Source organism: Pseudomonas sp. TAA207 (assembly GCF_001529285.1).
Lineage (GTDB): Bacteria > Pseudomonadota > Gammaproteobacteria > Pseudomonadales > Pseudomonadaceae > Aquipseudomonas > Aquipseudomonas weihenstephanensis.
The window spans coordinates 258,647-284,675 of sequence record NZ_LLWJ01000070.1 but is presented as its reverse complement, the minus strand read 5'-3'; the positions used below and the strand labels follow the sequence as shown (position 1 = coordinate 284,675).

At 56.5% G+C, this 26,029-nt stretch carries 25 protein-coding genes and 2 pseudogenes; 10 read left to right on the top strand and 17 right to left on the bottom strand.

What is annotated here, in order from left to right:
- Positions 1-94 precede the first annotated feature (94 nt).
- Together AP059_RS18110 and AP059_RS18105 are read left to right on the top strand one after the other, a co-directional pair.
- Positions 95-1,126: a LacI family DNA-binding transcriptional regulator gene (locus tag AP059_RS18110; protein WP_059764744.1), complete on the top strand. Its 1,032-nt coding sequence runs from the start codon at positions 95-97 to the stop codon at positions 1,124-1,126.
- Positions 1,127-1,279: 153 nt separating this feature from the next.
- The gene (locus tag AP059_RS18105; RefSeq protein WP_048363455.1) at positions 1,280-1,780 is read left to right on the top strand and encodes a hypothetical protein; all 501 of its coding nucleotides are present in this window, start codon (positions 1,280-1,282) and stop codon (positions 1,778-1,780) included.
- A gap of 86 nt (positions 1,781-1,866) precedes the next feature.
- Here AP059_RS18105 and AP059_RS23110 read toward each other — a convergent pair.
- A pseudogene (locus AP059_RS23110) lies at positions 1,867-2,292 on the bottom strand (methyl-accepting chemotaxis protein); the annotation flags it as partial.
- Between the two features lie 123 nt (positions 2,293-2,415).
- Positions 2,416-3,087: pseudogene (locus tag AP059_RS23105) on the bottom strand (PAS domain-containing protein); the annotation flags it as partial.
- 390 nt (positions 3,088-3,477) lie between these two features.
- Here AP059_RS23105 and AP059_RS18095 point away from each other — a divergent pair.
- The gene (locus AP059_RS18095) at positions 3,478-3,888 is read left to right on the top strand and encodes a GNAT family N-acetyltransferase (RefSeq protein WP_048363453.1); all 411 of its coding nucleotides are present in this window, start codon (positions 3,478-3,480) and stop codon (positions 3,886-3,888) included.
- A 74-nt stretch (positions 3,889-3,962) separates the two neighbouring features.
- Here AP059_RS18095 and def read toward each other — a convergent pair whose 3' ends face one another.
- The 3 genes from def to AP059_RS18080 form a co-directional block, all read right to left on the bottom strand.
- Positions 3,963-4,502 carry a peptide deformylase gene (def, locus tag AP059_RS18090; RefSeq protein WP_059764740.1) on the bottom strand — a complete coding sequence of 180 codons (540 nt, stop codon included), beginning with the start codon at positions 4,500-4,502 and terminating at the stop codon, positions 3,963-3,965.
- 2 nt (positions 4,503-4,504) lie between these two features.
- Entirely contained in the window at positions 4,505-5,458 is a 954-nt protein-coding gene (locus AP059_RS18085; protein WP_059764738.1) for a YihY/virulence factor BrkB family protein, read from the bottom strand.
- Between the two features lie 196 nt (positions 5,459-5,654).
- A complete protein-coding gene (locus tag AP059_RS18080) occupies positions 5,655-5,846 on the bottom strand; it encodes a CsbD family protein (protein ID WP_059764736.1) in 192 nt (63 codons plus the stop codon).
- 200 nt (positions 5,847-6,046) lie between these two features.
- On the opposite strand from AP059_RS18080, the gene AP059_RS18075 reads away from it, so the two are divergent.
- Positions 6,047-6,427, top strand: a complete 381-nt coding sequence (locus AP059_RS18075) for a hypothetical protein (protein WP_048363449.1) — start codon at positions 6,047-6,049, stop codon at positions 6,425-6,427.
- Between the two features lie 130 nt (positions 6,428-6,557).
- Here the strand turns inward: AP059_RS18075 and fadD1 are convergent, their stop codons facing one another.
- On the bottom strand, positions 6,558-8,249 hold the full coding sequence (fadD1, locus tag AP059_RS18070; protein WP_059764735.1) for a long-chain-fatty-acid--CoA ligase FadD1: 1,692 nt from the start codon (positions 8,247-8,249) through the stop codon (positions 6,558-6,560).
- Positions 8,250-8,599: 350 nt separating this feature from the next.
- Complete coding sequence (fadD2, locus tag AP059_RS18065) at positions 8,600-10,288, bottom strand: long-chain-fatty-acid--CoA ligase FadD2 (RefSeq protein WP_059764733.1); 1,689 nt, start codon at positions 10,286-10,288, stop codon at positions 8,600-8,602.
- 300 nt (positions 10,289-10,588) lie between these two features.
- On the opposite strand from fadD2, the gene AP059_RS18060 reads away from it, so the two are divergent.
- Entirely contained in the window at positions 10,589-11,533 is a 945-nt protein-coding gene (locus AP059_RS18060) for an alpha/beta hydrolase (RefSeq protein ID WP_059764730.1), read from the top strand.
- A 74-nt stretch (positions 11,534-11,607) separates the two neighbouring features.
- Positions 11,608-12,078 carry a MaoC family dehydratase gene (locus AP059_RS18055; RefSeq protein ID WP_047277033.1) on the top strand — a complete coding sequence of 157 codons (471 nt, stop codon included), beginning with the start codon at positions 11,608-11,610 and terminating at the stop codon, positions 12,076-12,078.
- 56 nt (positions 12,079-12,134) lie between these two features.
- Here the strand turns inward: AP059_RS18055 and AP059_RS18050 are convergent, their stop codons facing one another.
- Complete coding sequence (locus AP059_RS18050) at positions 12,135-12,602, bottom strand: ferritin-like domain-containing protein (RefSeq protein ID WP_059764729.1); 468 nt, start codon at positions 12,600-12,602, stop codon at positions 12,135-12,137.
- Positions 12,603-12,811: 209 nt separating this feature from the next.
- Here AP059_RS18050 and AP059_RS18045 point away from each other — a divergent pair, with 209 nt between their 5' ends.
- Together AP059_RS18045 and AP059_RS18040 are read left to right on the top strand one after the other, a co-directional pair.
- Positions 12,812-13,048, top strand: a complete 237-nt coding sequence (locus AP059_RS18045) for a DUF3820 family protein (protein WP_059764780.1) — start codon at positions 12,812-12,814, stop codon at positions 13,046-13,048.
- A gap of 13 nt (positions 13,049-13,061) precedes the next feature.
- Positions 13,062-14,249 carry an aminotransferase class V-fold PLP-dependent enzyme gene (locus AP059_RS18040; protein ID WP_059764727.1) on the top strand — a complete coding sequence of 396 codons (1,188 nt, stop codon included), beginning with the start codon at positions 13,062-13,064 and terminating at the stop codon, positions 14,247-14,249.
- A 132-nt stretch (positions 14,250-14,381) separates the two neighbouring features.
- Here the strand turns inward: AP059_RS18040 and AP059_RS18035 are convergent, their stop codons facing one another.
- Genes AP059_RS18035 through zwf form a run of 3 tightly spaced genes read right to left on the bottom strand, consistent with a single transcriptional unit; the run spans position 14,382 to position 17,234 of the window.
- A complete protein-coding gene (locus AP059_RS18035; RefSeq protein ID WP_059764725.1) occupies positions 14,382-15,047 on the bottom strand; it encodes a bifunctional 4-hydroxy-2-oxoglutarate aldolase/2-dehydro-3-deoxy-phosphogluconate aldolase in 666 nt (221 codons plus the stop codon).
- Between the two features lie 17 nt (positions 15,048-15,064).
- Positions 15,065-15,778: a 6-phosphogluconolactonase gene (pgl, locus tag AP059_RS18030; RefSeq protein ID WP_059764723.1), complete on the bottom strand. Its 714-nt coding sequence runs from the start codon at positions 15,776-15,778 to the stop codon at positions 15,065-15,067.
- On the bottom strand, positions 15,765-17,234 hold the full coding sequence (gene zwf / locus AP059_RS18025) for a glucose-6-phosphate dehydrogenase (protein WP_059764721.1): 1,470 nt from the start codon (positions 17,232-17,234) through the stop codon (positions 15,765-15,767). Before zwf ends, pgl begins: the two co-directional genes overlap by 14 nt.
- Positions 17,235-17,441: 207 nt before the next feature.
- Between zwf and AP059_RS18020 the strand changes: the two genes are divergently transcribed.
- Positions 17,442-18,302, top strand: coding sequence for a MurR/RpiR family transcriptional regulator (locus tag AP059_RS18020; RefSeq protein ID WP_173426974.1), 861 nt, complete (start codon positions 17,442-17,444; stop codon positions 18,300-18,302).
- A gap of 63 nt (positions 18,303-18,365) precedes the next feature.
- Here AP059_RS18020 and AP059_RS18015 read toward each other — a convergent pair whose 3' ends face one another.
- From AP059_RS18015 to AP059_RS17990, 6 genes are all read right to left on the bottom strand, one after another.
- The gene (locus tag AP059_RS18015; RefSeq protein ID WP_048363439.1) at positions 18,366-19,229 is read right to left on the bottom strand and encodes a D-hexose-6-phosphate mutarotase; all 864 of its coding nucleotides are present in this window, start codon (positions 19,227-19,229) and stop codon (positions 18,366-18,368) included.
- 97 nt (positions 19,230-19,326) lie between these two features.
- Entirely contained in the window at positions 19,327-20,664 is a 1,338-nt protein-coding gene (locus AP059_RS18010; RefSeq protein ID WP_059764719.1) for a carbohydrate porin, read from the bottom strand.
- Between the two features lie 85 nt (positions 20,665-20,749).
- Entirely contained in the window at positions 20,750-21,910 is a 1,161-nt protein-coding gene (locus tag AP059_RS18005) for an ABC transporter ATP-binding protein (RefSeq protein WP_059764718.1), read from the bottom strand.
- 3 nt (positions 21,911-21,913) lie between these two features.
- On the bottom strand, positions 21,914-22,750 hold the full coding sequence (locus AP059_RS18000; RefSeq protein WP_048363436.1) for a carbohydrate ABC transporter permease: 837 nt from the start codon (positions 22,748-22,750) through the stop codon (positions 21,914-21,916).
- Positions 22,743-23,651 carry a carbohydrate ABC transporter permease gene (locus AP059_RS17995; RefSeq protein ID WP_048363435.1) on the bottom strand — a complete coding sequence of 303 codons (909 nt, stop codon included), beginning with the start codon at positions 23,649-23,651 and terminating at the stop codon, positions 22,743-22,745. Before AP059_RS17995 ends, AP059_RS18000 begins: the two co-directional genes overlap by 8 nt.
- A gap of 97 nt (positions 23,652-23,748) precedes the next feature.
- Positions 23,749-25,026 (bottom strand): ABC transporter substrate-binding protein, encoded by a 1,278-nt coding sequence (locus tag AP059_RS17990; protein WP_059764716.1) that lies wholly within the window; start codon positions 25,024-25,026, stop codon positions 23,749-23,751.
- Between the two features lie 346 nt (positions 25,027-25,372).
- Between AP059_RS17990 and AP059_RS17985 the strand changes: the two genes are divergently transcribed.
- Positions 25,373-26,029, top strand: coding sequence for an AP2 domain-containing protein (locus AP059_RS17985; RefSeq protein ID WP_059764708.1), 657 nt, complete (start codon positions 25,373-25,375; stop codon positions 26,027-26,029).

Sequence of the window (26,029 nt, the reverse complement as noted above, 5' to 3'; positions counted from 1 at the left end):
AAGCTGGGGTAATCGCAGTCCCGACAATCAGGCAATTGCGGGTCTCCGTGGACAGCGCTACCTTAGTGGCTTGTTTTTTGTTTGGCAAGCCGCGATGACCTCCTTCAAAAACGATAAAAATACCCGTACCACGGGGCGTCCAACCCTTAACGAAGTGGCCCGATTGGCGGGCGTCAGCCCTATTACGGCCTCTCGCGCCTTGCGCGGTATCAGTAGCGTGGCCACCGAACTGGCCGAAAAAGTGCGCCAGGCCGCTACTGATTTGAACTACGTGGTCAACCCTGCTGCTCGTGCACTGGCGTCTGCGCAGAGCCATTCGGTGGTGGTGCTGGTGCCCTCACTGTCCAACTTGCTGTTTATTGACACCCTGGAAGCCATCCACGCCGTTTTGCGGCCCAAGGGCTTTGAAGTGTTGATCGGTAACTTTCACTACTCGCGCGATGAGGAAGAAGACCTGCTGCGCAACTACATGGCCTACCAGCCACGCGGCTTGTTGCTGACCGGATTTGATCGCTCCGAAAGTTCGCGCCTTATGATCGAGTCCAGCAATGTGCCCTGCGTGTACATGATGGAGCTGGACGCCGGTGCCGGCTTGAACTGTGTGGGTTTCTCCCAGCTACAGGCGGGCGAAACCGCTGCCCATCATTTGATTGGCAGCGGGCGCAAGCACTTGGCCTATATAGGCGCACAACTCGACCAGCGCACCTTGTTACGCGGCGAAGGTTATCGCCGCGCACTGCAAGAAAAGGGCTTGTACAACCCCGACCTGGAAGTGCTGACGCCGCGTCCCTCGTCTGTGGGCCTGGGCGGTGAGTTGTTTTTGCAATTAATCGCCGCTCACCCGCAGGTGGACGCGATTTTCTTTGGCAACGACGACCTGGCTCACGGCGCCTTGCTGGAAGCGGCGCGCTTCGGCATCAAGATCCCCGAGCAAATTGCCATATTGGGGTTCAACGACCTGCCCTCCTCCGAGTTCATGGTGCCGCGCCTGAGCAGCATTCGTACGCCGCGAGAAGCAATTGGACGTCGCGCCGCTGAGCAAATGCTGACACTCATGGCCGGCAATCAAGTCGCCAATCCCGTGCAAGACATGGGTTTTGAACTGATGGTGCGCGAAAGCAGTTAAAGCTGCCTTTGGCCACAAAGCGGCAGGCGGGCGGCAAGGGTTGTCCGCCTGACGCGGCCTTCAAACCGGAAAACCCAATAAAACGGGGTGCTGCACGCTGGGCACAGTATTTGCTCATGAGTTGCCTATCAATGATTTGAACAGGGCCAACTCATGCTGATTACTACGCAAAACACTTCATCTATCTTCAAAGCCCAGCGCCCGGATCTTGATCCGGTTACCGGCGCCGCCAGCGCGCTGTACAGCGGGCAATTGCAAAACGCTCAGCCCCTGACCAACCTTCAAGCCACGCCCGCCTCGGCCGCAGGCAACGCTCAAGCGGATAACGTGAATGCGGCGTTCGCCAAAACCCGCGTACTGCTGCAATCCAGCGTGCCTGAAGCCGCTGCAGTGCAGAGCACCGGTACCCAAAACACTCAGGCCACGGCCCAGGGTTCTGCAACTGAAGCGTTCAAGGACTACATGAGCAAGCCGGTTGCGCAGCGGATTCGTGAGCAATTGCTGAAAGAAATGGGCTTGACCGAAGACGACGTAAAAGCCATGCCGCCAGAGAAACAGCAGGCGATCAACGACAAAATCAGCGATTTGATGCAACAGAAAGAAGCGATCAAGCAGGCTGAAATTGCCCAGCAGAAACAGCAAAGCCAGGTGTAAACCCCACCGGTAGTCGCTGGCGCACGTTACAAACGGCTAATCCTGCAAGGCCATCGCAGCCTGCGCCAGCGACTACACGGCGAGACTCAGTGCAACTGCAACGTGGAGTTGAACTGGCTGATGGCATCGACCACATGCCGGGAACCTTGCTGGATCTCCAAAATAGCCTCGCCCGCTTCATTCGCCAGTTCAACCCCAAGCCCGGTTCGGCTCAAGCTCGACTGCATGCTGTTCACGGCACTGAGTGAAAGGTCGTGGTTTTTGCGCACCACCTCGACGATTTCTATCGTGGCGGCACTGGTGCGGGCAGCCAGGCTTCTGACCTCATCGGCGACCACGGCAAAACCGCGCCCATGCTCCCCTGCCCTGGCGGCTTCAATAGCCGCATTCAAGGCCAGCAAGTTGGTCTGATCGGCAATCCCGCGAATGGTTTGCACGATTTTGCCAATGATGTCCGACTGCTTACTCACCGCATCAATGCTCTGCGCAGCCTCGTTCAAGTCCCTGGAAATGGCCTCGATGATCTGCACGGTTTGTTGAACCACCTGCGAACCTTTCTGCGCACAGGCATCGTTTTGCACAGACGTGGTGTGGGCTGACTCCGCCGCTGTTTGCAGATTGGTCACTTGGGCGGTGATGTCACTGGCAAACTTCACCACTTTGTAGAGGCGGCCCTTGGCATCGAAGATCGGGTTGTAAGACGCCTCCAGAAAAACCGTATGCCCGTATTTGTCCACCCGCTCAAAACGCCGGGAGTGCACTTCGCCACGATTGAGTGACGCCCAGAACGCTTTATAGGCGGCTGACTCACGCTCGCTGGGTTTGCAAAACATACTGTGGTGCTGGCCAACAATCTCGCCCAACGAATAATGCATCGTGTTGAGGAAGTTCTGGTTAGCGTTAATCACGTGCCCGTCCGGCGAAAACTCGATCAAGGCCATAGAGCGGCTCAAGGCATTCACGATGCTTTCGTTTTCATGCTCTTTGTGGATGCGCTCGGTGATATCTGACGCCACTTTGATCACGCTGGTGACCTGCCGGTCCGCGCCAACGATTGGCATGTAACTGGCTTCAAGCCACACCTCACGACCCGATTTATCGAGACGCAGGTAAGTACCGCTCATGGGTTCCCCGCGCGCAAGGTCACGCCAGAACTGGGCGTATTCTGCGGTTCGGGTGTAAGGCTCTTCGCAAAACAGCCGGTGATGTTTGCCACGGATCTCGTCCGCGGGATAACCCATCACCCGGCAAAAGTTGTCGTTGGCTTCGAGGATGGTGCCATCGGGGGCAAATTCAATAATGGCCATCGATCGACTGATGGCCAATACCTTGGCCTTCATATCGCTCAGAGAACAACTCAGGCGTTGATTTTCAAGCAGGTCGGCTTTGCGATGTAAATCAAACATGGCTCAATCCCTGGAGATGCTGTCTATTGATAATTCATACGCTTCAAGACACAACAAACCGCCTGCGCTTTTAGCCCGTGACGCGAGAGCCGTACGCAACCCCGGGATTGAAGCAATGAATGTTCAAGCCCCGTAAATACGGAGCATAGCCAGTCAACATTAGGCTGCAAGCCAATTGCCATCAGAATGCGACGGAACGCCCACTCTGAAGAAAGTTCGCACTTGGACGATGCGTCACGTGCGTGGGTGCTTTGGTTATACTGCGCCGCCTTCAACCCATGACGCTTGACCATGACCGCAATTACCTATGCCCCGCTTGAAGCCCCTCAGTGGCCCTTGCTGAACAAGTTTTACCGCAGCCACCAATCGTCGATGAAAGCCGTCAAAGACGCTCAATTATGGGTCGCCCGTGGAGATGAGATCATTGCCGGCTTGTGCCTGCGCACCCAGGCGCATGGCTTTTGGTTGACGGGTTTATTCGTCGCACCGCTGTCGCGTAAACAAGGGGTGGCAGCTGCGCTGGTGAACCGGGCGGTCACAGCCTGCGACGGGCCTGTGTGGTTATTCTGCGACCCTGAGCTGCAAGGTTTTTATGAAGGGCTGGGATTTACGCTGGAGGCCGAGTTGCCGCAGGCATTGCACGAGCGGTTGGTTCGCTACCAGCGCAACAAGGCAATGATCGCGCTGGGCATTGGCCTGTAGTCGCTGTTGAGTCACGCGAGGCTGCGAGGGCTGAAAGGCTCGCAGCCTGCGCCAGCGACTACCGATTACGAGGTTTACTCCTGAGTGCCGGCTTCCAGTTCCGGGAACAGCACGTCGATGAAGCCAAACTTATTGAAGTCCTTGATGCGTGACGGGTACAGACGGCCAATCAGGTGATCGCACTCATGCTGCACCACCCGCGCATGAAAACCCTCGGCTTCACGCACAATCGGCTCGCCTTTAGGGCTGAACCCTTCGTAGCGAATGCGCTGATAACGCTGCACTGCGCCACGCAAACCCGGTACGGACAAGCAGCCTTCCCAGTCCTCTTCAAGTATTGGGCTCAACGGCGTGATCAATGGATTGATCAAGATGGTTTGCGGTACTGCTTCGGCATCGGGGTAGCGTTCGCTGTGCTCAAAGCCAAAAATCACCAATTGCAGATCAACCCCGATCTGTGGCGCCGCCAAACCCACGCCGCCCGCATGCTCCATGGTCTGCAACATGTCATCGATCAGTTGCCAGAGTTGCGGGCTGTCGAACATGTCATCCGGCACCGGCTTGGCAACGTGCAGCAGGCGCTCATCGCCCATTTTCAGAATTTCACGAATCATAGTCAGGCTTCATCAGAAGTGGGTTTGAGGGAGTGATCGCGGCCAAGGCCGCTGACATGCTGCTTGGGATCAGGGTCATCTGCTTCATCGAAGCTCTTTTCCCCGGGGTCCTTGCCTTCGGCCGACATGTGCTCAATCACTGCATTCATTTCAGCGCCTAACAACAACACGGCCGCCGAGATGTAGAAGTACAGCAACAGCACGATGATGGCCCCGATGCTGCCATACATGGCGTTGTAGTCGGCAAAGGTCTTGACGTAAAAGGCGAAGCCCAATGACGCCACAATCCATACCACCACCGCCAGTACCGAACCCGGCGTAATGAAACGAAACTTCTGCTCGACGTCGGGCATCACGTAATACATCACGGCCACGGCCACCATCAACAGCAGCACAATCACCGGCCAACGCAAAATCGTCCACAACGTCACGACAAACTCTTCCAGCCCCACCTGCCCGGCCAGCCAGCTCATGACTTGCGGGCCAAGCACCATCAACGCCGCTGCCGCCAGCAACATGCCGGCGATGCCGATGGTGTAGAAAATCGACAGCGGAAAACGCTTCCAGATGGGCCGCCCCTCGACCACGTCGTAGGCCGCATTCATGGCGCTCATCATCAGGCGCACGCCAGCGGAGGCCGTCCACAAGGCAATCACGATACCAACCGAAAGCAACCCGCCCTTGGACTGCTGCAACTGGTCGATGACAGGGTTGACCTGCTCCAGCGCCTGAGGCGGCAGCACCAACTCAGATTGCAAGCGCAGCCAGGTGAAGAAGTCTGGCAGATGCAAAAAGCCGATCAGTGCAATCAAGAACAAAATGAACGGAAACAACGAAAACAACATTTGATACGCCAACGCAGACGCGTAGGTCGACATTTCGTCGTCAATGAATTCCTTGACCGTGCGGATCAGTACTTTGCCCAACGGCAGGCCATTCAAGACCGGAAATAACATAGCGTCTCCTTTCGCCGCTCTAATGAGGGTATTTAACAAGCCATTCAACGACTTCAACTCAGGGGTTTTACCTCAAAAGTAGTCGAGTTGGCGACTTTGGAAACATGTGCAATTCAAACATATGAAAACGGCCATCACAGGATGGCCGTCTATCACTTCCTCAGGCCCGCTTGGCGCCTTATGGACAGGTGCACTCTCAGGCTTTGTCGACGGTATTTTTTACCGCATCTTTGGCTTTGCCGACAGCCTGCTGGCCTTCGCCTTTGAGCTCCTGAGCCTTGCCTTCTGTGCGCAGCTTGTCGTTGTCAGTGGCTTTGCCTACCGTTTGTTTGACATTGCCTACTGCTTCGTTCGCCATGCCTTTGATCTTATCGCCAGTGCTGCTCATGGGATTTCTCCTAGTGAAATTTCGGATGTCATAACCTCGACACAAAGATTGACCAGAGCTGCTTGAACAGAGTTTCATTTATTTTCTGTCACTCATTTCATCGCTCAGCGCAGGTTGGGCTTTATGTTTGCCCGCTAACCCCCGAGAATGCGCGACGTATTCAGGCTATGGCGCTGAAGATCCAGAATTGTAGGAAGGTTATGAAACTCGATAAAAAGCAGGCCATTGCCCGCAGAAACCAGGAACTGGGCGGTGCCGTGATCGGCGTCAACAACGGTCATTTCGCAGCGCTGAATACCAACAAAAATATTTGGTGGTTCGACATTCCGCTGGCCCGCCTGGCGGTTGGTCAATATGAATGGGTGCATTTGCTGCTGCACACGCCGAGCACAGATGAACTGCTGCACTTGAAAGTGACCACCGCGTTCTTGCGTGAAAAGCGCGAAGGCATGGTGGTACGCGCGACCCACAAGCGCACGCCGACCATGAGCCTGGAGCTCAGTGCTGACAAGGACTCGTACCTGCAAGACGTACGTCCTGCGGGTACAGGCGTAAACTTCGCGCAGTTTTTGCAGAAGTAAGCACAGCCTCAAAAGGCCGTCGTACCATCAGGAGTCGCCACGGCCCTGATTAAACGCGGATCCGCGTTGACGATCACCGCTGCAAAAACAACAAAGCCCCGCACTGCGGGGCTTTGTTGTAGACGGGCCGTTACTTCTTCAGGCCAAGCTTTTTCAGCTCTTCATCACGTAACTCGCGGCGCAAGATCTTGCCCACGTTGGTGGTCGGCAAGGCATCACGGAACTCAACGATTTTTGGCGCTTTGTACGCCGTCAGGTTGGCGCGCATGTGGGCCATGACCTGATCCTTGGTCAACGTCATGCCCGGCTTGACCACAATGAACACCTTGATCAGTTCACCGGTTTTCTCATCCGGAATGCCGATCGCCGCCGATTGCAATACGCCCGGCAACGAGGCCATCACGTCTTCCAGCTCGTTGGGGTACACATTGAAGCCCGAGACCAGAATCATGTCTTTTTTGCGGTCAACGATGCGCATGTAGCCATCGGGCTGAATGACGGCGATGTCGCCTGACTTCAACCAGCCATCGCTGTCCATGATTTCGTCGGTGGCGTCAGGACGCTCCCAATAACCCTTCATCACTTGCGGGCCTTTAATGCACAGCTCGCCAATTTCGCCCAAGGGTAACTCTTCACCGGCGTCGTTGATGACTTTGCACAAAGTCGACGGCACCGGAATCCCGATAGTGCCCGCCTGGATGTTCTGGATCGGGTTCACCGAGGCCACCGGGCTGGTTTCGGTCATGCCATAGCCTTCACAAATCGGGCAACCGGTCACCGCTTTCCAGCGCTCAGCCACCGACAGTTGCAAAGCCATACCGCCTGACAACGTCACCTTGAGTGCCGAGAAGTCGAGCTTGCGAAACGCCTCGTTATTGCACAACGCCACAAACAACGTGTTAAGGCCGACAAAGCCGCTGAACTTCCATTTCGACAGTTCTTTGACCATCGCAGACAGGTCACGCGGGTTGCTGATCAGCACGTTATGGTTACCGATCAGCATCATGGCCATGCAGTGAAAGGTAAACGCGTAGATGTGGTACAGCGGCAATGGCGTAATCAGGATTTCACAGCCTTCATTGAGGTTGGAACCCATCAACGCCTTGCATTGCAGCATGTTGGCGATCAGGTTGCGGTGGGTCAGCATCGCACCCTTGGCCACGCCTGTGGTGCCGCCGGTGTACTGCAACACGGCCACATCACTGCTCAGCGGATTGGCTTCCTTGACCGGCTGACCATGGCCTTTGCTCAGTACATCATTGAACTTGATGGCATTAGGCATGTGGTAGGCCGGCACCATCTTTTTCACGTACTTGATGACGCTATTGATCAGCACACGCTTGAACGGCGAGAGCATGTCAGCCACTTCGGTGACGAATACATGTTTGACCGACGTTTTCGGCACGACTTTTTCAGCCAGGTGCGCCATGTTCGCCAGACACACCAGCGCCTTGGCGCCAGAGTCTTTGAATTGGTGTTCCATTTCCCGCGCGGTGTACAGCGGGTTGGTGTTGACCACGATCAAACCGGCGCGGATGGCTCCGAACACAGCGACGGGGTATTGCAGCAAATTGGGCAACATGACAGCGATGCGATCGCCGGGTTGCAGGTCGGTGTGCTGTTGCAGGTAGGCCGCAAAGTCACCCGAGAGTGCGTAAAGCTCACCGTAGGTGATGGTTTTGCCCAGGTTGCTGAACGCCGGTTTGTCGGCGAAGCGCTGGCAAGATTGTTGCAATACCGTCTGGATATTTGGGTATTCGTCTGGATTGATTTCAGCAGCAATCCCAGCTGGGTACTTATCCTTCCAAAAGCCTTCAAACATGGAAGCCCACTCCTCAGCGACGCGAATTCTTCACCGCATTTGATGCGGTTATTATTTGTTTGATTTTTATAATTGATAACTCTGGCTTTTTACTTACCGAGAAGTCACAAAGCGCGCCGAGAGTAGCAGCTTTGCCAAAGGTCGCCTAGAGCCAAAAACGGCCTACAAAGTAACCAACCTGACTGTAGGACAATCCTAAGTCATCATTAGAATAAAAACTCAACATCGTATCTAAGCCCTCTATTACGGGCTTTGCAGGGCGATTCGCGCGGATATTCCAGTTTTATAAACACCCATAAAAACGCCCGCGAGCTCAAGGCAAGCGGGCGCTTGTCGCCTGGTTGAACGAATCAGGCGTTATCACGCAACTCGCGGCGCAGGATCTTGCCCACAGGGGTCATGGGCAGTGAATCGCGCAGCACAATTTGCTTGGGTACTTTGTAGCCGGTGAAGTTGTCTTTGCAGTAGGCCTTGAGTTCTTCGACCGTTACGCCACCGGCGCGCGCCACAACGAATAGTTTGACCGCCTCACCGGTGCGGTCATCCGGCACGCCAATCACCGCGCAGTTCGCCACCTTGGGGTGGGCCATGACGATGTCTTCGATCTCATTGGGGTACACGTTGAAGCCCGACACGATGATCAGGTCTTTTTTACGGTCGACAATGCGCACAAAGCCATCAGGATCAATCACCGCCACGTCACCGGTCTTGAACCAGCCTTCGGCGTCCAGCACTTCAGCCGTGGCCTGCGGGTTTTGCCAGTAACCTTTCATCACCTGGGGGCCTTTAACGCACAACTCGCCCCGCTCACCCAGGCCCAAATCGACACCCTCATCGCTGATGACCTTCATCGCCGTGCCCGGCACAGGCATGCCAACCGTGCCCAGGCGCGCCAAAGAGCCACACGGGTTGGCACTGGCCACCGGCGAAGTTTCGGTCAGGCCGTAACCCTCGACGATGCGACAGCCGGTGAGTTTTTCCCAGCGTTCGGCCGTGGCTTTGACCAATGCCGTGCCGCCCGAATTGGTGACTTTAAGCCCGGAGAAATCCAGTGTCTTGAAGTCCGGGTGATCCATCAGCGCTACGAACAACGTGTTAAGCCCCAGAAACGCGGTAAAACGCCAGTTCTTCAGCTCTTTGATAAAGCCTTTGATGTCACGCGGGTTGGTGATCAGTACGTTGTGGTTGCCCGTCACCATCATGCCCATGCAATTGGCTGTGAACGCATAGATATGGTAGAGCGGCAACGGCGCAATCATGATCTCGCGACCATCGCGCAGGATCGGCTGGCCCTGTGCGTCATGCTGCGACAGGCAGGCGCGCACTTGCTGCATGTTGGCGACCAGATTGGCGTGGGTCAGCATCGCGCCTTTGGGCAGCCCTGTGGTGCCCCCGGTGTATTGCAGCACGGCAATATCATCGAGTGTCGATGTCACCGGCTGGATGGATTGCCCCGCGCCCAGATGCAGGACGCTCTTGAATGAAATGGCCCGGGGGACACTGTAAGGCGGCACCAGCTTTTTGACTTTATCGACCACCAGGTTGGTAACCCACCCTTTGACGGCCGGCATCATGTCGCCCATTTTGGCTTCAATCAGAAAGTCGATGTCGGTGTCTTCCAGCACTTCCTGCACGCGCTTGCCGAACATATTCAGATACACCAGCGCACGAATGCCCGCGCTTTTGAACTGATGGCGCATTTCGCGCGAGGTGTACAACGGGTTGGTGTTGACCACCACCAGCCCCGCGCGCAGCGCACCAAACACCGCTATCGGGTACTGCAACACATTGGGCATTTGCACCGCGATGCGATCGCCTGGTTTAAGGTCGGTGTGCTGTTGCAAGTAGCCGGCAAAAGCCGCGCTATGACGCTCAAGTTCAGCGTACGTCAGGGTCACGCCAAGATTGCTGAAGGCCGGCCGGTCTGCAAACTTCTTGCAGGAGCGTTCAAACACATCGACGACTGACTTGAAGGCCGTCATATCAATGTCCAGCGGTACACCGGCCGGACGTTTGTCATTCCAGAAATCAGGTTGCATTATTTTTATCCTCTTACCTGAGCATGCCTGGCCGCCTCTTTCATGCAATCAAAAGCGGAACCTGCGGACGTTAACAGTTCTCAAGTTGTAGGCAAACACAGCGATCTTCGCCATTTACATCTTGAATCGTTTTGTTGCGAGCGGGTGCGCGCGCTGGTGAGCCTGTGAATGCGCTATACACTGCTAGGGTCTGCACGCAATGTTTTCGAGCAACGGTCAAGCGAGCCTGTGTTCTAGCCCGCATAACCGAGCGTAGATACATTTCGTACAGATCCCGGGACTCAGGACGAAGGAATCATCATGGCTTCTGACAGTTTTTGGCTGGATGCAAATGATCGCAGCAGTCTGTATGTCAGACGGTGGCTGCCTGCTGGCACGCCAAAAGCCGTCGTGTTACTGGCACATGGCATGGCTGAGCACAGCGCCCGCTATGAACGACTGGGTAACGCCCTGTGCGCGGCCGGCTTTGCGCTGTATGCCCACGATCAGCTCGGGCATGGCAAAACGGCGGAACGCGGCACCTTGGGCTACTTTGCCGATGAGGATGGCTGGTGCGCCGTGGTCAGTGATGTCGCCAGCCTGCAACAGCACATCAATCAGACGCACCCTGGCATTGCAGTTTTTTTGCTGGGGCACAGCATGGGCAGTTACATCGCCCAATCGTATTTACTGCACCACAGCGCCAGCGTGCACGGCGCGATACTCAGCGCTTCAAACTATCAACCTGTCCTGTTGTATCGAGCCGCGCGCCTGATTGCCCGGGTTGAACGTTGGCGCCAAGGCCCCAAAGGCCGCAGCGCCCTGATCGAGTGGCTGTCGTTCGGCTCTTTTAACAAAGCGTTCAAACCCACCCGCACGCCCTATGACTGGCTGAGCCGCGATCCGGGCGAAGTCGATGCCTACGCGGCTGACCCACTTTGCGGGTTTCGCTGCACCAATCAGTTCTGGATTGATCTGCTGGGCGGCTTGCAGCAAATCAGCAAGGCCTCCAACCTGTCACAGATCGATCCGAACCTGCCAATACTGGTCATGGGCGGCGAATGTGATCCGGTCAGTGAGGGCAAGCGTCTCACTGATCTGACCCATGCGCTGCGCAAGGCGGGCAACCGCCATGTGCAATTGAAGGTTTACCCGCAGGCACGGCACGAACTCTTTAATGAGACCAATCGCGACGCTGTCACCAGCGATGTGATCGCCTGGTTGAACCAGGCCCTGATGCACCCGCGGCCCACGCGCAGCGAATGAGTCGTCACAAAAACTATTAAAGCCTTTAAAATCAAACATTTGAAATTAAACACTCGTCACAGGACATGCGCTACATGACCCAGGTTACCAACACCCCGTACGAAGCCCTCGAAGTCGGCCAGACGGCCAGCTACAGCAAAACCGTCGAAGAGCGCGACATTCAGTTGTTTGCGGCCATGTCCGGCGACCACAACCCGGTACACCTGGACCCTGAATTTGCCGCCGCTACCATGTTCAAAGAGCGCATTGCGCACGGCATGTTCAGTGGTGCTTTGATCAGCGCTGCCGTGGCCTGTGAATTACCGGGACCGGGCACCATCTATATCGGCCAGCAAATGAGCTTTCAAAAGCCGGTAAAGATTGGCGACACCTTGACCGTGCGCCTGGAAATTCTCGAAAAGCTGCCCAAGTTTCGCGTACGCATTGCGACCCGCGTGTTTAACCAGCGCGATGAGTTGGTGGTGGATGGCGAAGCCGAGATCCTGGCACCGCGCAAACAACAAACGGTCACGCTGCCAACCCTGCCGGCCATCAGCATTGGCTGATTCGAGGCATAAAAAAACGCCGGCTAGCCGGCGTTTTTCATGCTTTCAGTTAGCACTCAAGAACGAGCACGGGCCTGATTGCGCAGCGCTTTAACCTGATCGTGATTGCGTTGTACGCCGTGGTATTGGCGCTCTACCAGGTCACGGATCCCCATCAGGTTGTGTTTTTCAATTTTTGCCAGCGCCTCTTTGTAAGCTTTCAGCGCATGGTCTTCACCGCGCTCAGCTTCATTGAGCACCGCCTCTTCGTCTTTGCCCGTGAAGATAGATTTCACATCCACCCAACGGCGGTGCAAGTCACCGGCCACGCTGGTGCTGGTTTCAGGATCCCCACCCAACGCACGCACCTGGGCTTGCAGTTCAGCGGCAGCAGTGGCGCAATCAGCCGAACGTTTCACAAACAGTGCTTTGAGTTCCGGGTGCTTGATGTCTTCAGCGCAAGATTTGAAACCTTCCTGGCCATCCTTGCTGGTTTCGATCAGATCGTTCAGGACGCTAATGGCTTCTTTATTTTGGTCAGTCATTGTTCAATTCCTTACAAGGTTGAGGATCGTGCAATAGAGATTGCATGCCCCGTGCCAGCTTGGAATTTAAAATAAATACCTTATAAAACAATAAGTTAAAAATAATACATAAAACTGTATCCGGTTTTTTTGCATGAACTGTCAATTGGCCTGCATGCAGAATGCCTGTATTTTCCATTCACACGTTTCACGTACTCGAAGGCTGGCGCATGAACCCCGAAAAACTCGAACTGCTGGTAACCCGCGAAATGCCGTTTGGCAAATACAAAGGCCGGATCATTGCTGACCTCCCCGGCCAGTACCTGAACTGGTTTGCGCGTGAAGGCTTTCCACACGGCGAGTTGGGCGGCCTGCTGGCCTTGATGCAAGAAATTGATCACAACGGTCTGTCAGACCTGCTGGTCCCGTTGCGCGCTAAACACGGAAAACCCAAACCTCGCCATTGATAGAGCGCCTCCCATGCCAAGGATTGAAGACAACGCCCGCGACGAACACTTCTGGCACGCCATTACACAGCGCTACGACCTGGCACCCGGCCCCATCAACCTGGAAAACGGTTATTTCGGGCGCATGACCCGTGGGGTCGCACAGGATTACCAACGCAATATCGAGTTTATTAACCGCAGCAACTCAGTGCATGTGCGCCAGTGCTTCGATCACACGCAAAGCCTGGACATTCGTAATCAACTTGCGGACATGCTCAAGGTCAATCACGCCAGCATTGCACTGACCAACTGCGCGTCAGATGCCCTGCAATCGCTTATCCGCAACTACCAAGGCTTGCAGCCCGGCGATCAGTTGTTGATCTGTGATCTGGAGTACCACAGCGTTGAGTACGCCATGCGCTGGGTGGCACAACAGCGCGGGCTTGAAGTGATTGAAATCACCCACCGTCATCCCGCCACCTATGAAAGCCTGCTGGAGAGCTATCGCCAGGCGTTCGCCCAGCACCCGCGCATCAAACTGATGGCATTGACCCATGTCACCCATCGCACCGGACTGGTGTTGCCAGTGCAAGCCATTGTCGAACTGGCCAATGCGCACGGGGTTGACGTGATACTCGATGGCGCCCATGCACTGGGGCAAATCGACTTTGACCTGCCTGCGATGGGTGTAGCGTTTGCAGGTTACAACCTGCACAAATGGATCGGCGCACCGCTGACGCTGGGTTTTATGTACATCGACCCGCAGCGCTTGGCCGACATTGCGCCGGACATGGGCAACCAGCGTTATCCCGAACCCGACATCCGTAACCGCTCGCCCTACGGCACCGCCAACATTGCAGCCTGGCTGACCTTGCCCAAAGTGTTGCAAGAGCACACCGATCTGGGCGGGGCGAAAGCCAAGGGGGCACGGCTCAAGTATGTGCGCGACCTGTGGGTGGGTGAAGCACGCAAACTGCCTGGCATTGAAGTGCTGACGCCAGACGACCCGCGACTGAGCTGCGCCATCACTTCGCTGCGCTTTACCCATGTGGACGACCAACAGCCGATGGTCGAGCGCCTGCTCAAGGACTACAACCTGTTCACGGTGGCGCGTGAAGGGTCTGCCTGTGGCAGTTGCATCCGTATTACCGTGGGTTTTGCCACCACGCTGGATGACATCAACCAGTTGATCCGGGCGTTGCGCGAGCTGGCGCAAGGCTAGAATCCCCCTCACCTACCGGGCCAGGGTTGGGTGAGGGCTTTGGTACCGCACGTAAAATGCAGGCAAAAAAAAGGTGCGCCGACCAAGCGCACCGAAAACCGTAGATCACACAACAAACCTGTTACAAAACACTCAATCGAGCAGCGCCAATGCCTCCGCCGTGCATTCCTGAATGCGCGCCCAGTCACCGTTTTTGATCCATTCGCTGTCTAGCATCCAGCTACCGCCCACACACATTACGTTTTTCAACGCCATGTAGCTGCGGATGTTGGCCGGACTGACGCCGCCTGTCGGGCAGAATTTCACCTCGCCAAACGGACCGCCCAGCGCCTTGATGGCCGCCACTCCGCCGCTGACTTCAGCCGGAAACAATTTAAAACGGCGATAGCCCAAGCCATAACCTTCCATGATCCCCGACGCGTTGCTGATGCCCGGCAACAGCGGAATGTCGCTGGCAACGCTGGCCTCTAGCAAGTCGCGGGTAATACCCGGCGTGACGATAAACTGCGAGCCGGCTTCTTCTGCCGCCGCCAGCATGTGGCGATCCAGAATAGTGCCTGCACCCGTCGTAAGCTCCGGGCGCTGATCACGCAGCACGCGAATCGCTTCCAGACCAAACTCCGAGCGCAAGGTGACTTCAAGGGCATTGAGGCCACCGGCAGCCAACGCATCCGCCAGCGGCAGGATGTCCTGCTTACGGGCGATGGTGATCACCGGCAAAATACGAGCCTTGGCACACAGCGCGTCGATCAGGGCGACTTTCTCGGCCATCGACACGTTCGGGGTGGTTATTTTCATGGCAGCTGATCCTTGGCTCATGGGCACCAGTAAATCTCTAACGTAGGTTGCAAAAAGGCACGAATCGGCAAAGCAGCAACATCATCGCCCGCCAACGCATCGGTAAGAGTGTTCAATTTGGCCTGCCCCTGTACCGACAGCACCGTGTGCTTTGCAGTGCTCAACAGGTGGCGGCTCATGCTCAGACGCTGATGCGGTACCGTCGGCGCCAGCATCGGCCAGCAACGACGCGGGTTATCAAGGTCCAGGGCTTGCTTGAGGTTCGGGCTGGCAGGAAACAGCGAGGCGGTATGCCCGTCATCGCCCATGCCCAGAATCAGCACGTCGATTGGCGGTAATTCGGCCAACTGGCGGTCAGCTTGTTCGGCTGCCGCGTCCAGTGTGGGGGCAACGTTGTACAACCCCACAAAACGCGCTTTGGCTGCCGGGCCTTTAAGCAAATGCTGCTTGAGCAGTCCGGCATTGCTGTCGGCATGCTCCACTGGCACCCAGCGCTCATCTGCCAGGCTGACCACCACCTTGGACCAATCGACAGGCTGCTCGATCAGGCGCTGAAAAAACGCCACCGGACTGCGACCGCCCGACACCACCAAGGTGGCAACACCCTGTGCAGTGATCGCGTCATTCAGTTGCCCGGCGACCGTTTTAGCCAACGCCTCAGCCAGCACCGCTGGTGTGTTGAACGTGTGCGCCGTTACACCCGCAGGCAGTTTCAAATCAGATATCGCCATACCAGGACCTCCCGTCTCGCGTAATCAATGCAATGGAACTCATCGGCCCCCAGGACCCCGCCGCGTAGGGCTTGGGCGCATCGCCCGACTTCTTCCAGCCCGCGATCAACTGGTCGCACCAGGTCCATGCCGCTTCAATTTCATCTTTGCGTACAAACAGGTTCTGATTACCGCGCATCACTTCGAGCAACAGACGCTCGTAGGCATCCGGCACCCGCGAGCTGCGATAAGTGTCAGAAAAATTCAACTGCAACGGGCCGCTGCGTAGCTGCATGCCCTTGTCCAAACCTTGGTCTTTGGTCATCACCCGCAAGGAAATGCCTTCGTCCGGTTGCAGACGAATGATCAGCTTGTTGCCGATTTGCAGACGCTGCTCGGGGGCAAAGATGTAGTGCGAAGGCTCTTTGAAGTGAATGACGATCTGCGACAGCTTCTGCGGCATGCGTTTGCCGGTGCGCAGGTAAAACGGCACGCCCGCCCAACGCCAGTTGCGAATGTCGGCACGCAGGGCGACGAAGGTTTCGGTGTCGCTCTGGGTGTTGGAGTTTTCTTCCTCCAGATAACCCGGCACCGACTGCCCTTCGCTGTAGCCTGCAATGTACTGGCCGCGCACCACTTGTGTGGTCAAGCCTTCGGCCGTAATGGGCGCCAGCGCCTTGAGCACCTTGACCTTCTCGTCGCGGATGCTGTCGGCCGAGAGGTCCGCAGGCGGGTCCATCGCAATCAGGCACAAGAGCTGCAACAGGTGGTTTTGAATCATGTCGCGCAGTTGGCCAGCCTTGTCGAAATAACCCCAGCGCCCTTCAATGCCGACTTTCTCGGCCACGGTGATTTCTACGTGGGAGATGTAGCGCTGGTTCCACTGAGTTTCAAACAGGCTGTTGGCAAAACGCAGCGCAATCAGGTTTTGTACGGTGTCTTTGCCCAGGTAGTGGTCGATGCGGTAAATGCGCGTCTCAGGGAAGAACTGCGCCACGGCGTCGTTCACCTTGCGCGAGGACTCGAGGTCCGAACCGATGGGCTTTTCGAGCACCACACGGGCGTTGTCCGTCAGGCCGACCTTCGACAGGTTTTCGCAAATGGCCCCGTACACCGCCGCAGGCGTGGCGAAATAGGCGATCAGGCGTTGTGCCGTCCCGGCCTGTTCGGCCAACGCGACGTAGTCTTGTGCCTTGAGAAAGTCCACATGCAGGTAGCTCAGGCGGGCCACAAAGCGGCTGAGTGCTGCGTCTTCGATTTCCTTGTCGCCGACGTACTGACGCAGTTGGCTGTCGATATGGGCCAGGTGCGTGAGCGCATCGCCCGGCTCGCGAGCCAGTGCCAGAATGCGCGTGTCGTCATGCAGCAGACCGGCGCGATCCAGTTGATATAAAGCAGGGAACAATTTGCGCAGTGCCAGATCGCCCAAGGCGCCAAACAAGGCAAAGGTGCACGGTTCAACCGTAATCGAAGACATGATGTTGGTTCTTTTATCAAGTTAAGCTACAAATACCTTTTTTCAAGGCATCACTCAAGGAGAAATGTAGTAATAAACACAACATTTTCTCTAAATACAGATTGCTACTAGTGGTCGTATCGGGCCATCAGTAGGATAGGCCACCTTCCAGAGCCGCATTACAGCCAGGCTCTTGCATCGACGCCCCAAGGAACATAAATGGACCGCGTGCGAAATTTACTTGAACAAATCAAAGGCCGCCTCGAAGAGCTGAACAAAGCCGAGCGTAAAGTGGCCGAAGTGATTCTGCAAAACCCGCAGCAGGCGACGCGTTTCAGCATCGCGGCGCTGGCGCAGGCCGCGTCGGTCAGTGAACCGACGGTCAACCGGTTTTGCCGCTCGTTTGGTGTCAGCGGTTACCCGGAGCTCAAACTGCAACTGGCGCAAAGTCTGGCCAGTGGCGCCGCCTATGTCAGCCGCGCGGTTGAAGCCGACGACAACCCTGAGGCCTACACACAAAAGATTTTCGGCAGTGCCATCGCCTCGCTCGACAGTGCCTGCCAGGCGCTGGACCCCAACCTGATCAGCCGCGCCGTGGACTTGCTGATTCAAGCGCGGCAGATTCACTTTTTCGGGCTGGGTGCCTCAGCGCCCGTAGCACTGGATGCACAGCACAAGTTCTTTCGCTTCAACCTGGCCGTCACGGCGCATGCCGACGTACTCATGCAGCGCATGATTGCCTCGGTGGCCCACACGGGCGAGTTGTTTGTGATTATTTCCTACACCGGTCGTACCCGCGAACTGGTTGAAGTGGCTCGTATTGCACGGGCCAACGGCGCCTCGGTATTGGGACTGACCGCCGAAAATTCGCCACTGGCCAAGGCCAGTACATTGAGCCTGAATATCCCGCTGCCCGAAGACACGGACATTTACATGCCCATGACCTCGCGCATTATCCAGCTCACCGTGCTGGATGTGCTGGCCACCGGCATGACGTTGCGCCGTGGCGTGGACTTCCAGCCGCACTTGCGCAAAATCAAGGAAAGCCTCAACGCCAGCCGTTACCCCGTGGGGGATGAACTGCAATAGAGTCAACTGTGGCGCCGCTGCCGCAAGCGGCGTCCGGCAGCGTAACCGTCGCATAACCGATGATCAGGCGCTGCACAGCCCCGCCCGCGCGTGCAGGCTCAAATGCGCTTGCTCGCCGGGGGCCAGGCTTTGCTGGCGGGTGCTGCCGCTGGTGGACTCGACACACACAAAGCCCATCACCTCACTCCAACTGACGCCCAGCAACGGCCGTCTGCCGGGATGCCAGACCACGGTGTTGGCGTTGTCTCCCGTATCAATACTCAAGGCCCGGTGCCAGGCGTGATCGTTGAGCTGCATTTCACCGTCATGCTGGAACACCCGCTGACAACCGCCGTCCACCCGCAACTCGCCTTTTTGCTCGCAAGCCTCGCGGTTCAGTTGGTCATAACCGATCACGCCATCCAGCCCAGACAGCGCTACCTCGGCAACATCACCAATACGCCAGTAAGCACGCAGCGCCTGACTCATTTGGCAGGGCTCGTCGTCCTGATGCTCGGTACTGAGGCGCAACTCCATGCTCTCGCCCAAGCGCGCATGCAAATCCACCTGCCAATCGCACAGCGTTAAACGCCAGTGCAGGCTCACGCCCTCTTCATCTGTTTGGCTGTCCAGCAGCTTCCAGTCGATCAACCGGGCCCAGCCATGAGACGGCCACGCATTCTCGCTCGGATGACGGCCATACCAGGGCCAGCAAATCGGCACCCCGCCCCGAATGGCGCCTACCTGCGGCCACTTCTCGGCGCACCACAGCCACGGTTTTTGCCCGGTTGGCTTGAAGTGCAACAGTTGCGCACCTTGACGGCTGAACACCGCCTGGCAATGCGGATGGTTAATCACCAACACGTCACGCTGCTGAAAGCGCTCCCATTGGAAGATCGGCTGTTCTCGTTTGAATTTAAAAAATCGATGAAGCGGATGCTCGTGCATGTGCCGCAATCCTGAAAATCATGCGTCGGGTAGTGCCGACCCGAAAAAAAGCGGATAGCCCGGGCTACCCGCTAGAAAAGCAAGGAGCTTAGCGCACTTAGAACGTCGACTGAATTTTCAGCCCGGCCACCAATGCGTTATCAACCTTGTCCACACCACCTGGGTGCGCGATGTACTGCAAGTTTGGACGCACTGTCAGCCAGTTGGTCACGTGGAAGCCATAGTTGAGTTCGTAGTTGTACTCGGTGGAGCGCAACGGCGAGTACGACGCGTCGCTGTAGTCGGTGACACCGATCGAGGCGTTGATCAGCTCGGCGCTTTTTTTCACGTCATCGTTGACGTGGATACGGGCGGCACCGATGCCGATGTCATCTTTGGGGCGGGCGTCGAACGGACCTTTGTACACCAACATCAGCGACTGGTAGTTGTCGACGATATTGGTGGCCTTGTCGTGGAAGGTGGCGTTGGCGGCGATATGCAAGCCGCGCGATGCATCACCGTTGTGCGTGGTGAGTTGCTGCTGCACCACGAACCAGTAACCGTGCTTGCTGTCACGTACACGGTAGTCTTTGCCGGTGCTGGTGATGTCGACACTCACGTCATCGGCAGGCGCCGTGCTTTTGTAGTAACCGACACGGTATTCGCCCGGCAGATCGTTGACCTTCGGCGACCACACCAGCTCTACCGGCAGCACCGTGCCCTTGGTGCCGCTACCACTGAGCTTGAAGCCGTTGCCGTGCTCAAGCTGCGACGGGTTCTGGTTGTACGCGCCGATCTGTGCATAAAACTCGGGGCTGATGTTGTACTTCACCCGCAGTGCCGCCTGGCTGACCGGCCAGTTGTACCAGATGTTGGTGGCCCAGTTGCCCACCTGAGAACCACAGAACGCCAGGTTCTGGAACTCGCAGGGGAACGTGTTGAAGTCTTCGCCTTCGCCGAAGTAACCGGCCTTGACGTCCAGCTTGCCGTCGAGGAACTGATGCTGGATCCACAATTGGGTCAAACGCACCATGTGCCCACGGCCGTAGACTTCCTGGGAGGAACTCAGGGTGCCAGCACGCGGATCGCCCACGCGGTCGTTGGAGATGTTCTGGCCATTACGGTTGGTGAGCTGGATTTTGGCCTGGGTGTTATCCCAGCCCCACAGCTTTTGCAGGTCGAGCGCCACGCCCAGACCGAACTGGTCGCTGTAGCGCGCCGTCTTGTCGTTGTTGTAACCCCCGTGCAGGTTGGCCCCCATTTCACCGACGTAATCGGCCTTGATGTCGATGCCCTGCTCGATCAGTCTGGTCCGTTCACCGCCCCAGTCGCCGGTCATCCATTTCGAATCAGCGCTGAAAGCGTCGTCGGCATAGACGCTGCTTGCCCCCAGTCCTAACGCAACAATAGCCGACAGCTGGCAAGCCAGACGGGTGCGGGTCATTCTGTTGTTCATCCCTTGGATCCTCGTTGTTTTTTTATTGGCTTTGTTTAACGCGGCACCGCTCAAGGAGCACCTCAAACAGGCTCCCTGTACAGAATCAACGACCCTTGAAATGCGCCACGTTATCCGCCCGGCTCTGGGCCTGGGGCGAACTCATCGCCCCCAGACGCTCGCCTGTGTTTGCATCAAACAGTAGCACTTTCGCAGGATCGAACTGCAAATTGAGACTTTCGCCCACCTGAGGCGCGTCATCCGGAGCCAGACGGCAGCACACTTTGCTGCCATTGAGGTTCACAAACACCAGCGTGTCCGGGCCGGTGGGCTCCACCACCTGAACTTCGGCACGAAGGGTCGGCAACCCGTTCGGCTCATGGCCCGCCAGCACGATTTGTTCGGCGCGAATGCCGATGATCACGTCACGATCTTCAAGACCCTCGTCGCGTACGCCTAACGGCAGCTCACAGCGCGCCTGGCCACTGTCGAGCAGCGCCAGCAGGCGTCCTTCCTGGCGCTGCAAACGCAGCGGGATGAAATTCATCGGTGGCGACCCGATAAAACTGGCGACAAACAAATTGGCCGGATCGTTATAGATCTGCTTCGGCGTCCCGAACTGCTGAATGATCCCGTCTTTCATCACCGCCACCTTGTCGCCCAGGGTCATGGCTTCGATCTGATCGTGGGTGACATAAACCGTGGTGGTTTTCAGGCGCTGGTGCATCAACTTCATTTCGGTGCGCATCTCGACCCGCAATTTGGCGTCGAGGTTGGACAGCGGTTCATCAAACAGATAAATCTTCGGCCGCCTCGCCAGCGCCCTGCCCATCGCCACCCGCTGCTGCTGGCCACCCGACAACTGCCCCGGTTTGCGCGTGAGCAGGTGTTCGATTTGCAGCAGCTTGGCCACCCGCGCCACCTCTTCATCAATGGCGGCGGTGCTCATCTTGCGGATCTTGAGGCCAAACGCGATGTTGTCCCGCACGTTCATGGTCGGGTACAGCGCGTAGGACTGAAACACCATGGCGATGTCCCGATCCTTGGGGCTCATGCCGCTGATGTCGGCGTCGTCCACCAGAATCGAACCACCGCTGATGCTTTCAAGCCCGGCGATGCAGTTCATTAAGGTGGATTTACCGCAGCCCGAAGGCCCGACCAGAATCAAAAACTCGCCGTCGTTGATTTTCAGTTCAATGTTTTTCAGCGTGTCGGGCAAACCTTTGCCGTAGGTTTTGTTGACGTTGCGTAATTCGAGCGTTGCCATGCCTTACCCCTTGACCGCGCCGGACGTCAGCCCGCGCAGGAAATACTTGCCCGCAAAAATGTAGACCAGCAGTGTCGGCAGCCCGGCAATCATGGCCGCGGCCATGTCGACGTTGTATTCCTTGGCGCCGGTGCTGGTGTTGACCAGGTTATTGAGCGCCACGGTGATGGGCTGCGCGTCGCCACTGGCAAACACCACGCCGAACAGAAAGTCATTCCAGATTTGAGTGAACTGCCAGATCAGGCACACCATGATGATGGGCACCGACATGGGCAGCAGAATGCGCCCGAAGATCGTGAAGAACCCTGCGCCGTCGAGCCGCGCAGCCTTGACCAGCGCATCCGGGATGCTGACGTAGTAGTTGCGGAAAAACAGCGTGGTGAATGCCAGCCCGTACACCACGTGCACCAGCACCAGGCCGGTGGTGGTGTTGGCCAGCCCCAGTTTGCCGATGGTGAACGAGGCAGGCAGCAAGACCGTCTGGAAGGGCAGAAAGCAGCCGAACAACAGCAGACCGAAAAACAGCTGCGAGCCGCGAAAGCGCCACATCGACAGTACGTAGCCATTCATGGCACCGATGAAGGTGGAGATCAGCACGGCAGGGATCGTAATTTTGACCGAGTTCCAGAAGTACCCGCCCACCGTGTCCCACGCCTTGATCCAGCCAATGCCATCAATCACTTGCGGCCAACTCAGCAGGTTTCCGGTGCGAATGTCTTCCGGGCTTTTGAAGCTGGTGAGCAACATCACCACCAACGGCACCAGATACACCGCCGCCGCCAGGATCAATGTGGCGTAGATGGCCAAACGACTGAAGGTCAAACGCTGTGCGTTAATCATGGCGTTTATTCCTCAGCTCGGAATACAGATAAGGCACAAGAATCGCCAGAATCGCCCCCAGCATCATGATGGCACTGGCCGAGCCAACGCCCATTTGCCCACGGCTGAAGGTAAACGAATACATGAACATGGCAGGCAAGTCAGACGAGTAGCCCGGCCCGCCTGCGGTCATCGCCGACACCAGGTCAAAGCTCTTGATGGCGATGTGCGCCAGAATCATGAACGCGCTGAAAAACACCGGGCGCAGGCTCGGCAAGACAATGCGCAAATAAATGGTCGGCAAGCTCGCGCCGTCCACCTGAGCGGCACGAATAATCGACTGGTCCACCCCGCGCAACCCGGCCAGAAACATGGCCATGACAAACCCCGAGGCCTGCCACACTGCCGCGATGACCAGGCAGTAGACCACGCGATCCTGGTCCAGCAGCCAGTCAAACCGAAACCCTTCCCAGCCCCAGTCACGCAGCATTTTGTCCAGCCCCAGCCCGGGATTGAGCAACCACTTCCAGGCCGTACCGGTGACGATCATCGACAGCGCCATCGGGTACAGGTAAATAGTGCGAATGAAGCCTTCCTTGCGAATACGCTGATCGAGCAGCACCGCCAGGAACACGCCAATCACCAGGCTGATCGCGATAAACATGCCGCCAAACACGGCCAGGTTTTTACTCGCCACCCACCAGCGATCGTTTTCCATCAGGCGTGCGTATTGCTGCAAACCCACCCATGTGTAGCTGGGCATGAAGCTGGAGTTGGTAAACGAAAGCAGGAAGGTCCAAAAGATGTAGCCATAAAAGCCAACCAACACGATCAGCATGCTGGGTGCCAATACCAACTTGGGCAACCAGCGCTGCAACGCGTCAAACGGCGAGGCTTTGTGGAACACAGCCACAGCGCTCATCGAAATTCTCCCGCAAGGGTGTGTCGGCATTCGCTTGCGCAAATGCCGGACGATCCGAAATTAAAGGAGCCGCGCGAGCGCGGCGGGTATCAGACAATCACCGGGCAGACTTGATCGCCGAGGCCAGTTGCTTGCCGGCTTTGGCCGGGTCGGCATTTTTGTCGCTCATGAAGTTGGTCACCACGTCAAAAATCGCGCCCTGAACGGCCAGAGAAGTGGCCATGTTGTGCGCCATGCTTGGCAACTGACCTTTCTCACCTGCCGCAGCAAAGTCTTTGGCGGACGCTTGAGCGCAGCTGTCGAACTTGCTCATGTCCAGGTCATTGCGAACCGGAATCGAGCCTTTGTTCTGGTTGAACACGTACTGGAACTCAGGTTCCAGCGCGACTTTGGCTAAATCGTCACGCGCGGCATTGTTGCCGGGGGTGTCGTTCTTTTTGGCCAGTTTGAACATCGCCAGCGAGTCGATGTTGTAGGTGAAGCTGCCTTGAGTACCCGGAAATGGCACGCACTCATAATCAGTGCCGGCTTTTTTACCCGCCGCAGTCCATTCACTTTTCGCCCAGTCACCCATGATCTGCATGCCCGCTTTGCCGTTGATGACTTTGGCGGCTTCCAGGTTCCAGTCCTGACCACTGCCATCGGGGTCCATGTAGCCCTGAAGCTTTTTCAACTGAGTGAACACGTCAGTCATTTGCGGGCCGGTCAAGGTGGCCTCATCGTTTTCGACAAACACTTTTTTGTAGCCTTGCGGGCCCATGATGCTCAGCACCATGTCCTCAAAGACCGTGCTGTCTTGCCACGGCTGCCCGCCGTGGGCCAACGGAATGAAACCTGCGGCCTTGAGCTTGTCACCTGCGGCATAGAGTTCATCGAGGGTGGTCGGGGCTTTGTCGATACCGGCTTTTTTGAACGCTTGCGGGTTGATCCACAACCAGTTCACGCGATGGATGTTCACCGGTACGGCGACATAATGGCCATCGAACTTCATGGTGTCAGACACCGTTTTGGGCAGCAGTTTGTCCCAATTGTTGCTCTTGGCGACCTCATCCACGTTGGTCAGCAGGCCCAGTGCGGCCCAGTCCTGGATGTCCGGCCCTTTGATCTGCGCAGCCGAAGGCGGGTTACCGGACACCGCGCGGGTTTTAAGCACGGTCATGGCCGCAGCACCGCCGCCGCCTGCCACTGCACTGTCTTGCCAGGTGTAACCGTCTTTTTCGATCAGTTTTTTCAGTACATCGACGGCTTTTGCTTCGCCACCCGACGTCCACCAATGCACCACTTCAACGCTGCCTTGGGTATCGGCTGCATAGGCATTGAGGGGAAGTAGCGAAGCGAGAGAAATAACAAGGGCGAGGCGGTTGAATGCATTCATCGAAGGACCTTTCTTGTTGTTATGACTGTGCAAGTCTGTTGCTTGCGCTTACAAAGAGTCTACTCACCTGCCGCAAGGCTCATGTAACGAAAAGACGCTCATTTGTCACCATTGCGTGACAAAACTTCCATGGTTTTCGCCAGCACTATTTATTCTCCTGCAAGTGGTGAAATCGGATACATCCCAGAATTCTTGCTATCAAACCTGTAAAGCAATTTCCGCATTGCTTGTAGGACGCATCCCTAAGTCGTTTTCCCACGTTGTACACGCAAATTACTTCGGCGAATCTGTTGAACATCGTTACAACTTATGAACGGATGCCGACGCCCATCAGGAGATACACGCCATGTCCAAATGCAATCCTTTCCTTCCCAATCAACACTTCATTTACCCCCTCAAACATCAGAACGGTGAGATTTACGCGTGGAAAGTGGATATTCAGCGCTCTGGCAAAGTGCATATCCAAGTCTTTGAGATCAGCGAATATGGCGGCGAAGAAGCCGCATTACTGGCGGCCGAACGCGTACGTAATCAGTGGGTGCTGAAAATGCCCCTGTCCTTTAGCTATGAACACCGCCAGCGCCTGATGCCCCATAACACCAGCGGTCATCCGGGGGTTTATCGGATTCAATCAAACAACATCGAGTACTGGCGAGCGACCACGCGTATTCATGGCTACAACTTGAGCAAGAGTTTTCGCATTGATCGCTATGGCGACGAACAGGCCAAACTCATGGCGCTACAAGAACGCGAGCGCCAATTAACGTTGTGCAACGAACCGTATGAAGTGGCCATGGAAAAGCTACAACAGCATTTCAGCCAAACCAGTGCGCGCGTGCGTGAAAATCGCATCAAAGCCGCAATGATTAAAAAGGCGCCCGAACCCGTCGTCGAGCCATCGCCCAACCCGTTTCTGGAGCCGCTACTGCCCATTAGCGCCGAACAGGCCAGCTTGTCGATCAGCCGGCACTTGGCGGCCAACAGTAAAGAAAATACCCACTGA

Bases quoted from the DNA above. Each gene is read 5' to 3' on its own strand.
- AP059_RS18005 (WP_059764718.1), bottom strand. From the start codon at position 21,910: ATGGCAACGCTCGAATTACGCAACGTCAACAAAACCTACGGCAAAGGT.
- AP059_RS18110 (WP_059764744.1), top strand. From the start codon at position 95: ATGACCTCCTTCAAAAACGATAAAAATACCCGTACCACGGGGCGTCCA.
- AP059_RS18010 (WP_059764719.1), bottom strand. From the start codon at position 20,664: ATGAACAACAGAATGACCCGCACCCGTCTGGCTTGCCAGCTGTCGGCT.
- AP059_RS18040 (WP_059764727.1), top strand. From the start codon at position 13,062: ATGCCAAGGATTGAAGACAACGCCCGCGACGAACACTTCTGGCACGCC.
- AP059_RS18060 (WP_059764730.1), top strand. From the start codon at position 10,589: ATGGCTTCTGACAGTTTTTGGCTGGATGCAAATGATCGCAGCAGTCTG.
- AP059_RS18050 (WP_059764729.1), bottom strand. From the start codon at position 12,602: ATGACTGACCAAAATAAAGAAGCCATTAGCGTCCTGAACGATCTGATC.
- def (WP_059764740.1), bottom strand. From the start codon at position 4,502: ATGATTCGTGAAATTCTGAAAATGGGCGATGAGCGCCTGCTGCACGTT.
- pgl (WP_059764723.1), bottom strand. From the start codon at position 15,778: ATGGCGATATCTGATTTGAAACTGCCTGCGGGTGTAACGGCGCACACG.
- AP059_RS18105 (WP_048363455.1), top strand. From the start codon at position 1,280: ATGCTGATTACTACGCAAAACACTTCATCTATCTTCAAAGCCCAGCGC.
- AP059_RS18095 (WP_048363453.1), top strand. From the start codon at position 3,478: ATGACCGCAATTACCTATGCCCCGCTTGAAGCCCCTCAGTGGCCCTTG.
- AP059_RS18000 (WP_048363436.1), bottom strand. From the start codon at position 22,750: ATGATTAACGCACAGCGTTTGACCTTCAGTCGTTTGGCCATCTACGCC.
- fadD1 (WP_059764735.1), bottom strand. From the start codon at position 8,249: ATGTTTGAAGGCTTTTGGAAGGATAAGTACCCAGCTGGGATTGCTGCT.
- zwf (WP_059764721.1), bottom strand. From the start codon at position 17,234: ATGTCTTCGATTACGGTTGAACCGTGCACCTTTGCCTTGTTTGGCGCC.
- AP059_RS18085 (WP_059764738.1), bottom strand. From the start codon at position 5,458: ATGTTATTTCCGGTCTTGAATGGCCTGCCGTTGGGCAAAGTACTGATC.
- fadD2 (WP_059764733.1), bottom strand. From the start codon at position 10,288: ATGCAACCTGATTTCTGGAATGACAAACGTCCGGCCGGTGTACCGCTG.
- AP059_RS17995 (WP_048363435.1), bottom strand. From the start codon at position 23,651: ATGAGCGCTGTGGCTGTGTTCCACAAAGCCTCGCCGTTTGACGCGTTG.
- AP059_RS17985 (WP_059764708.1), top strand. From the start codon at position 25,373: ATGTCCAAATGCAATCCTTTCCTTCCCAATCAACACTTCATTTACCCC.
- AP059_RS18015 (WP_048363439.1), bottom strand. From the start codon at position 19,229: ATGCACGAGCATCCGCTTCATCGATTTTTTAAATTCAAACGAGAACAG.
- AP059_RS18055 (WP_047277033.1), top strand. From the start codon at position 11,608: ATGACCCAGGTTACCAACACCCCGTACGAAGCCCTCGAAGTCGGCCAG.
- AP059_RS18035 (WP_059764725.1), bottom strand. From the start codon at position 15,047: ATGAAAATAACCACCCCGAACGTGTCGATGGCCGAGAAAGTCGCCCTG.
- AP059_RS18075 (WP_048363449.1), top strand. From the start codon at position 6,047: ATGAAACTCGATAAAAAGCAGGCCATTGCCCGCAGAAACCAGGAACTG.
- AP059_RS18045 (WP_059764780.1), top strand. From the start codon at position 12,812: ATGAACCCCGAAAAACTCGAACTGCTGGTAACCCGCGAAATGCCGTTT.
- AP059_RS17990 (WP_059764716.1), bottom strand. From the start codon at position 25,026: ATGAATGCATTCAACCGCCTCGCCCTTGTTATTTCTCTCGCTTCGCTA.
- AP059_RS18080 (WP_059764736.1), bottom strand. From the start codon at position 5,846: ATGAGCAGCACTGGCGATAAGATCAAAGGCATGGCGAACGAAGCAGTA.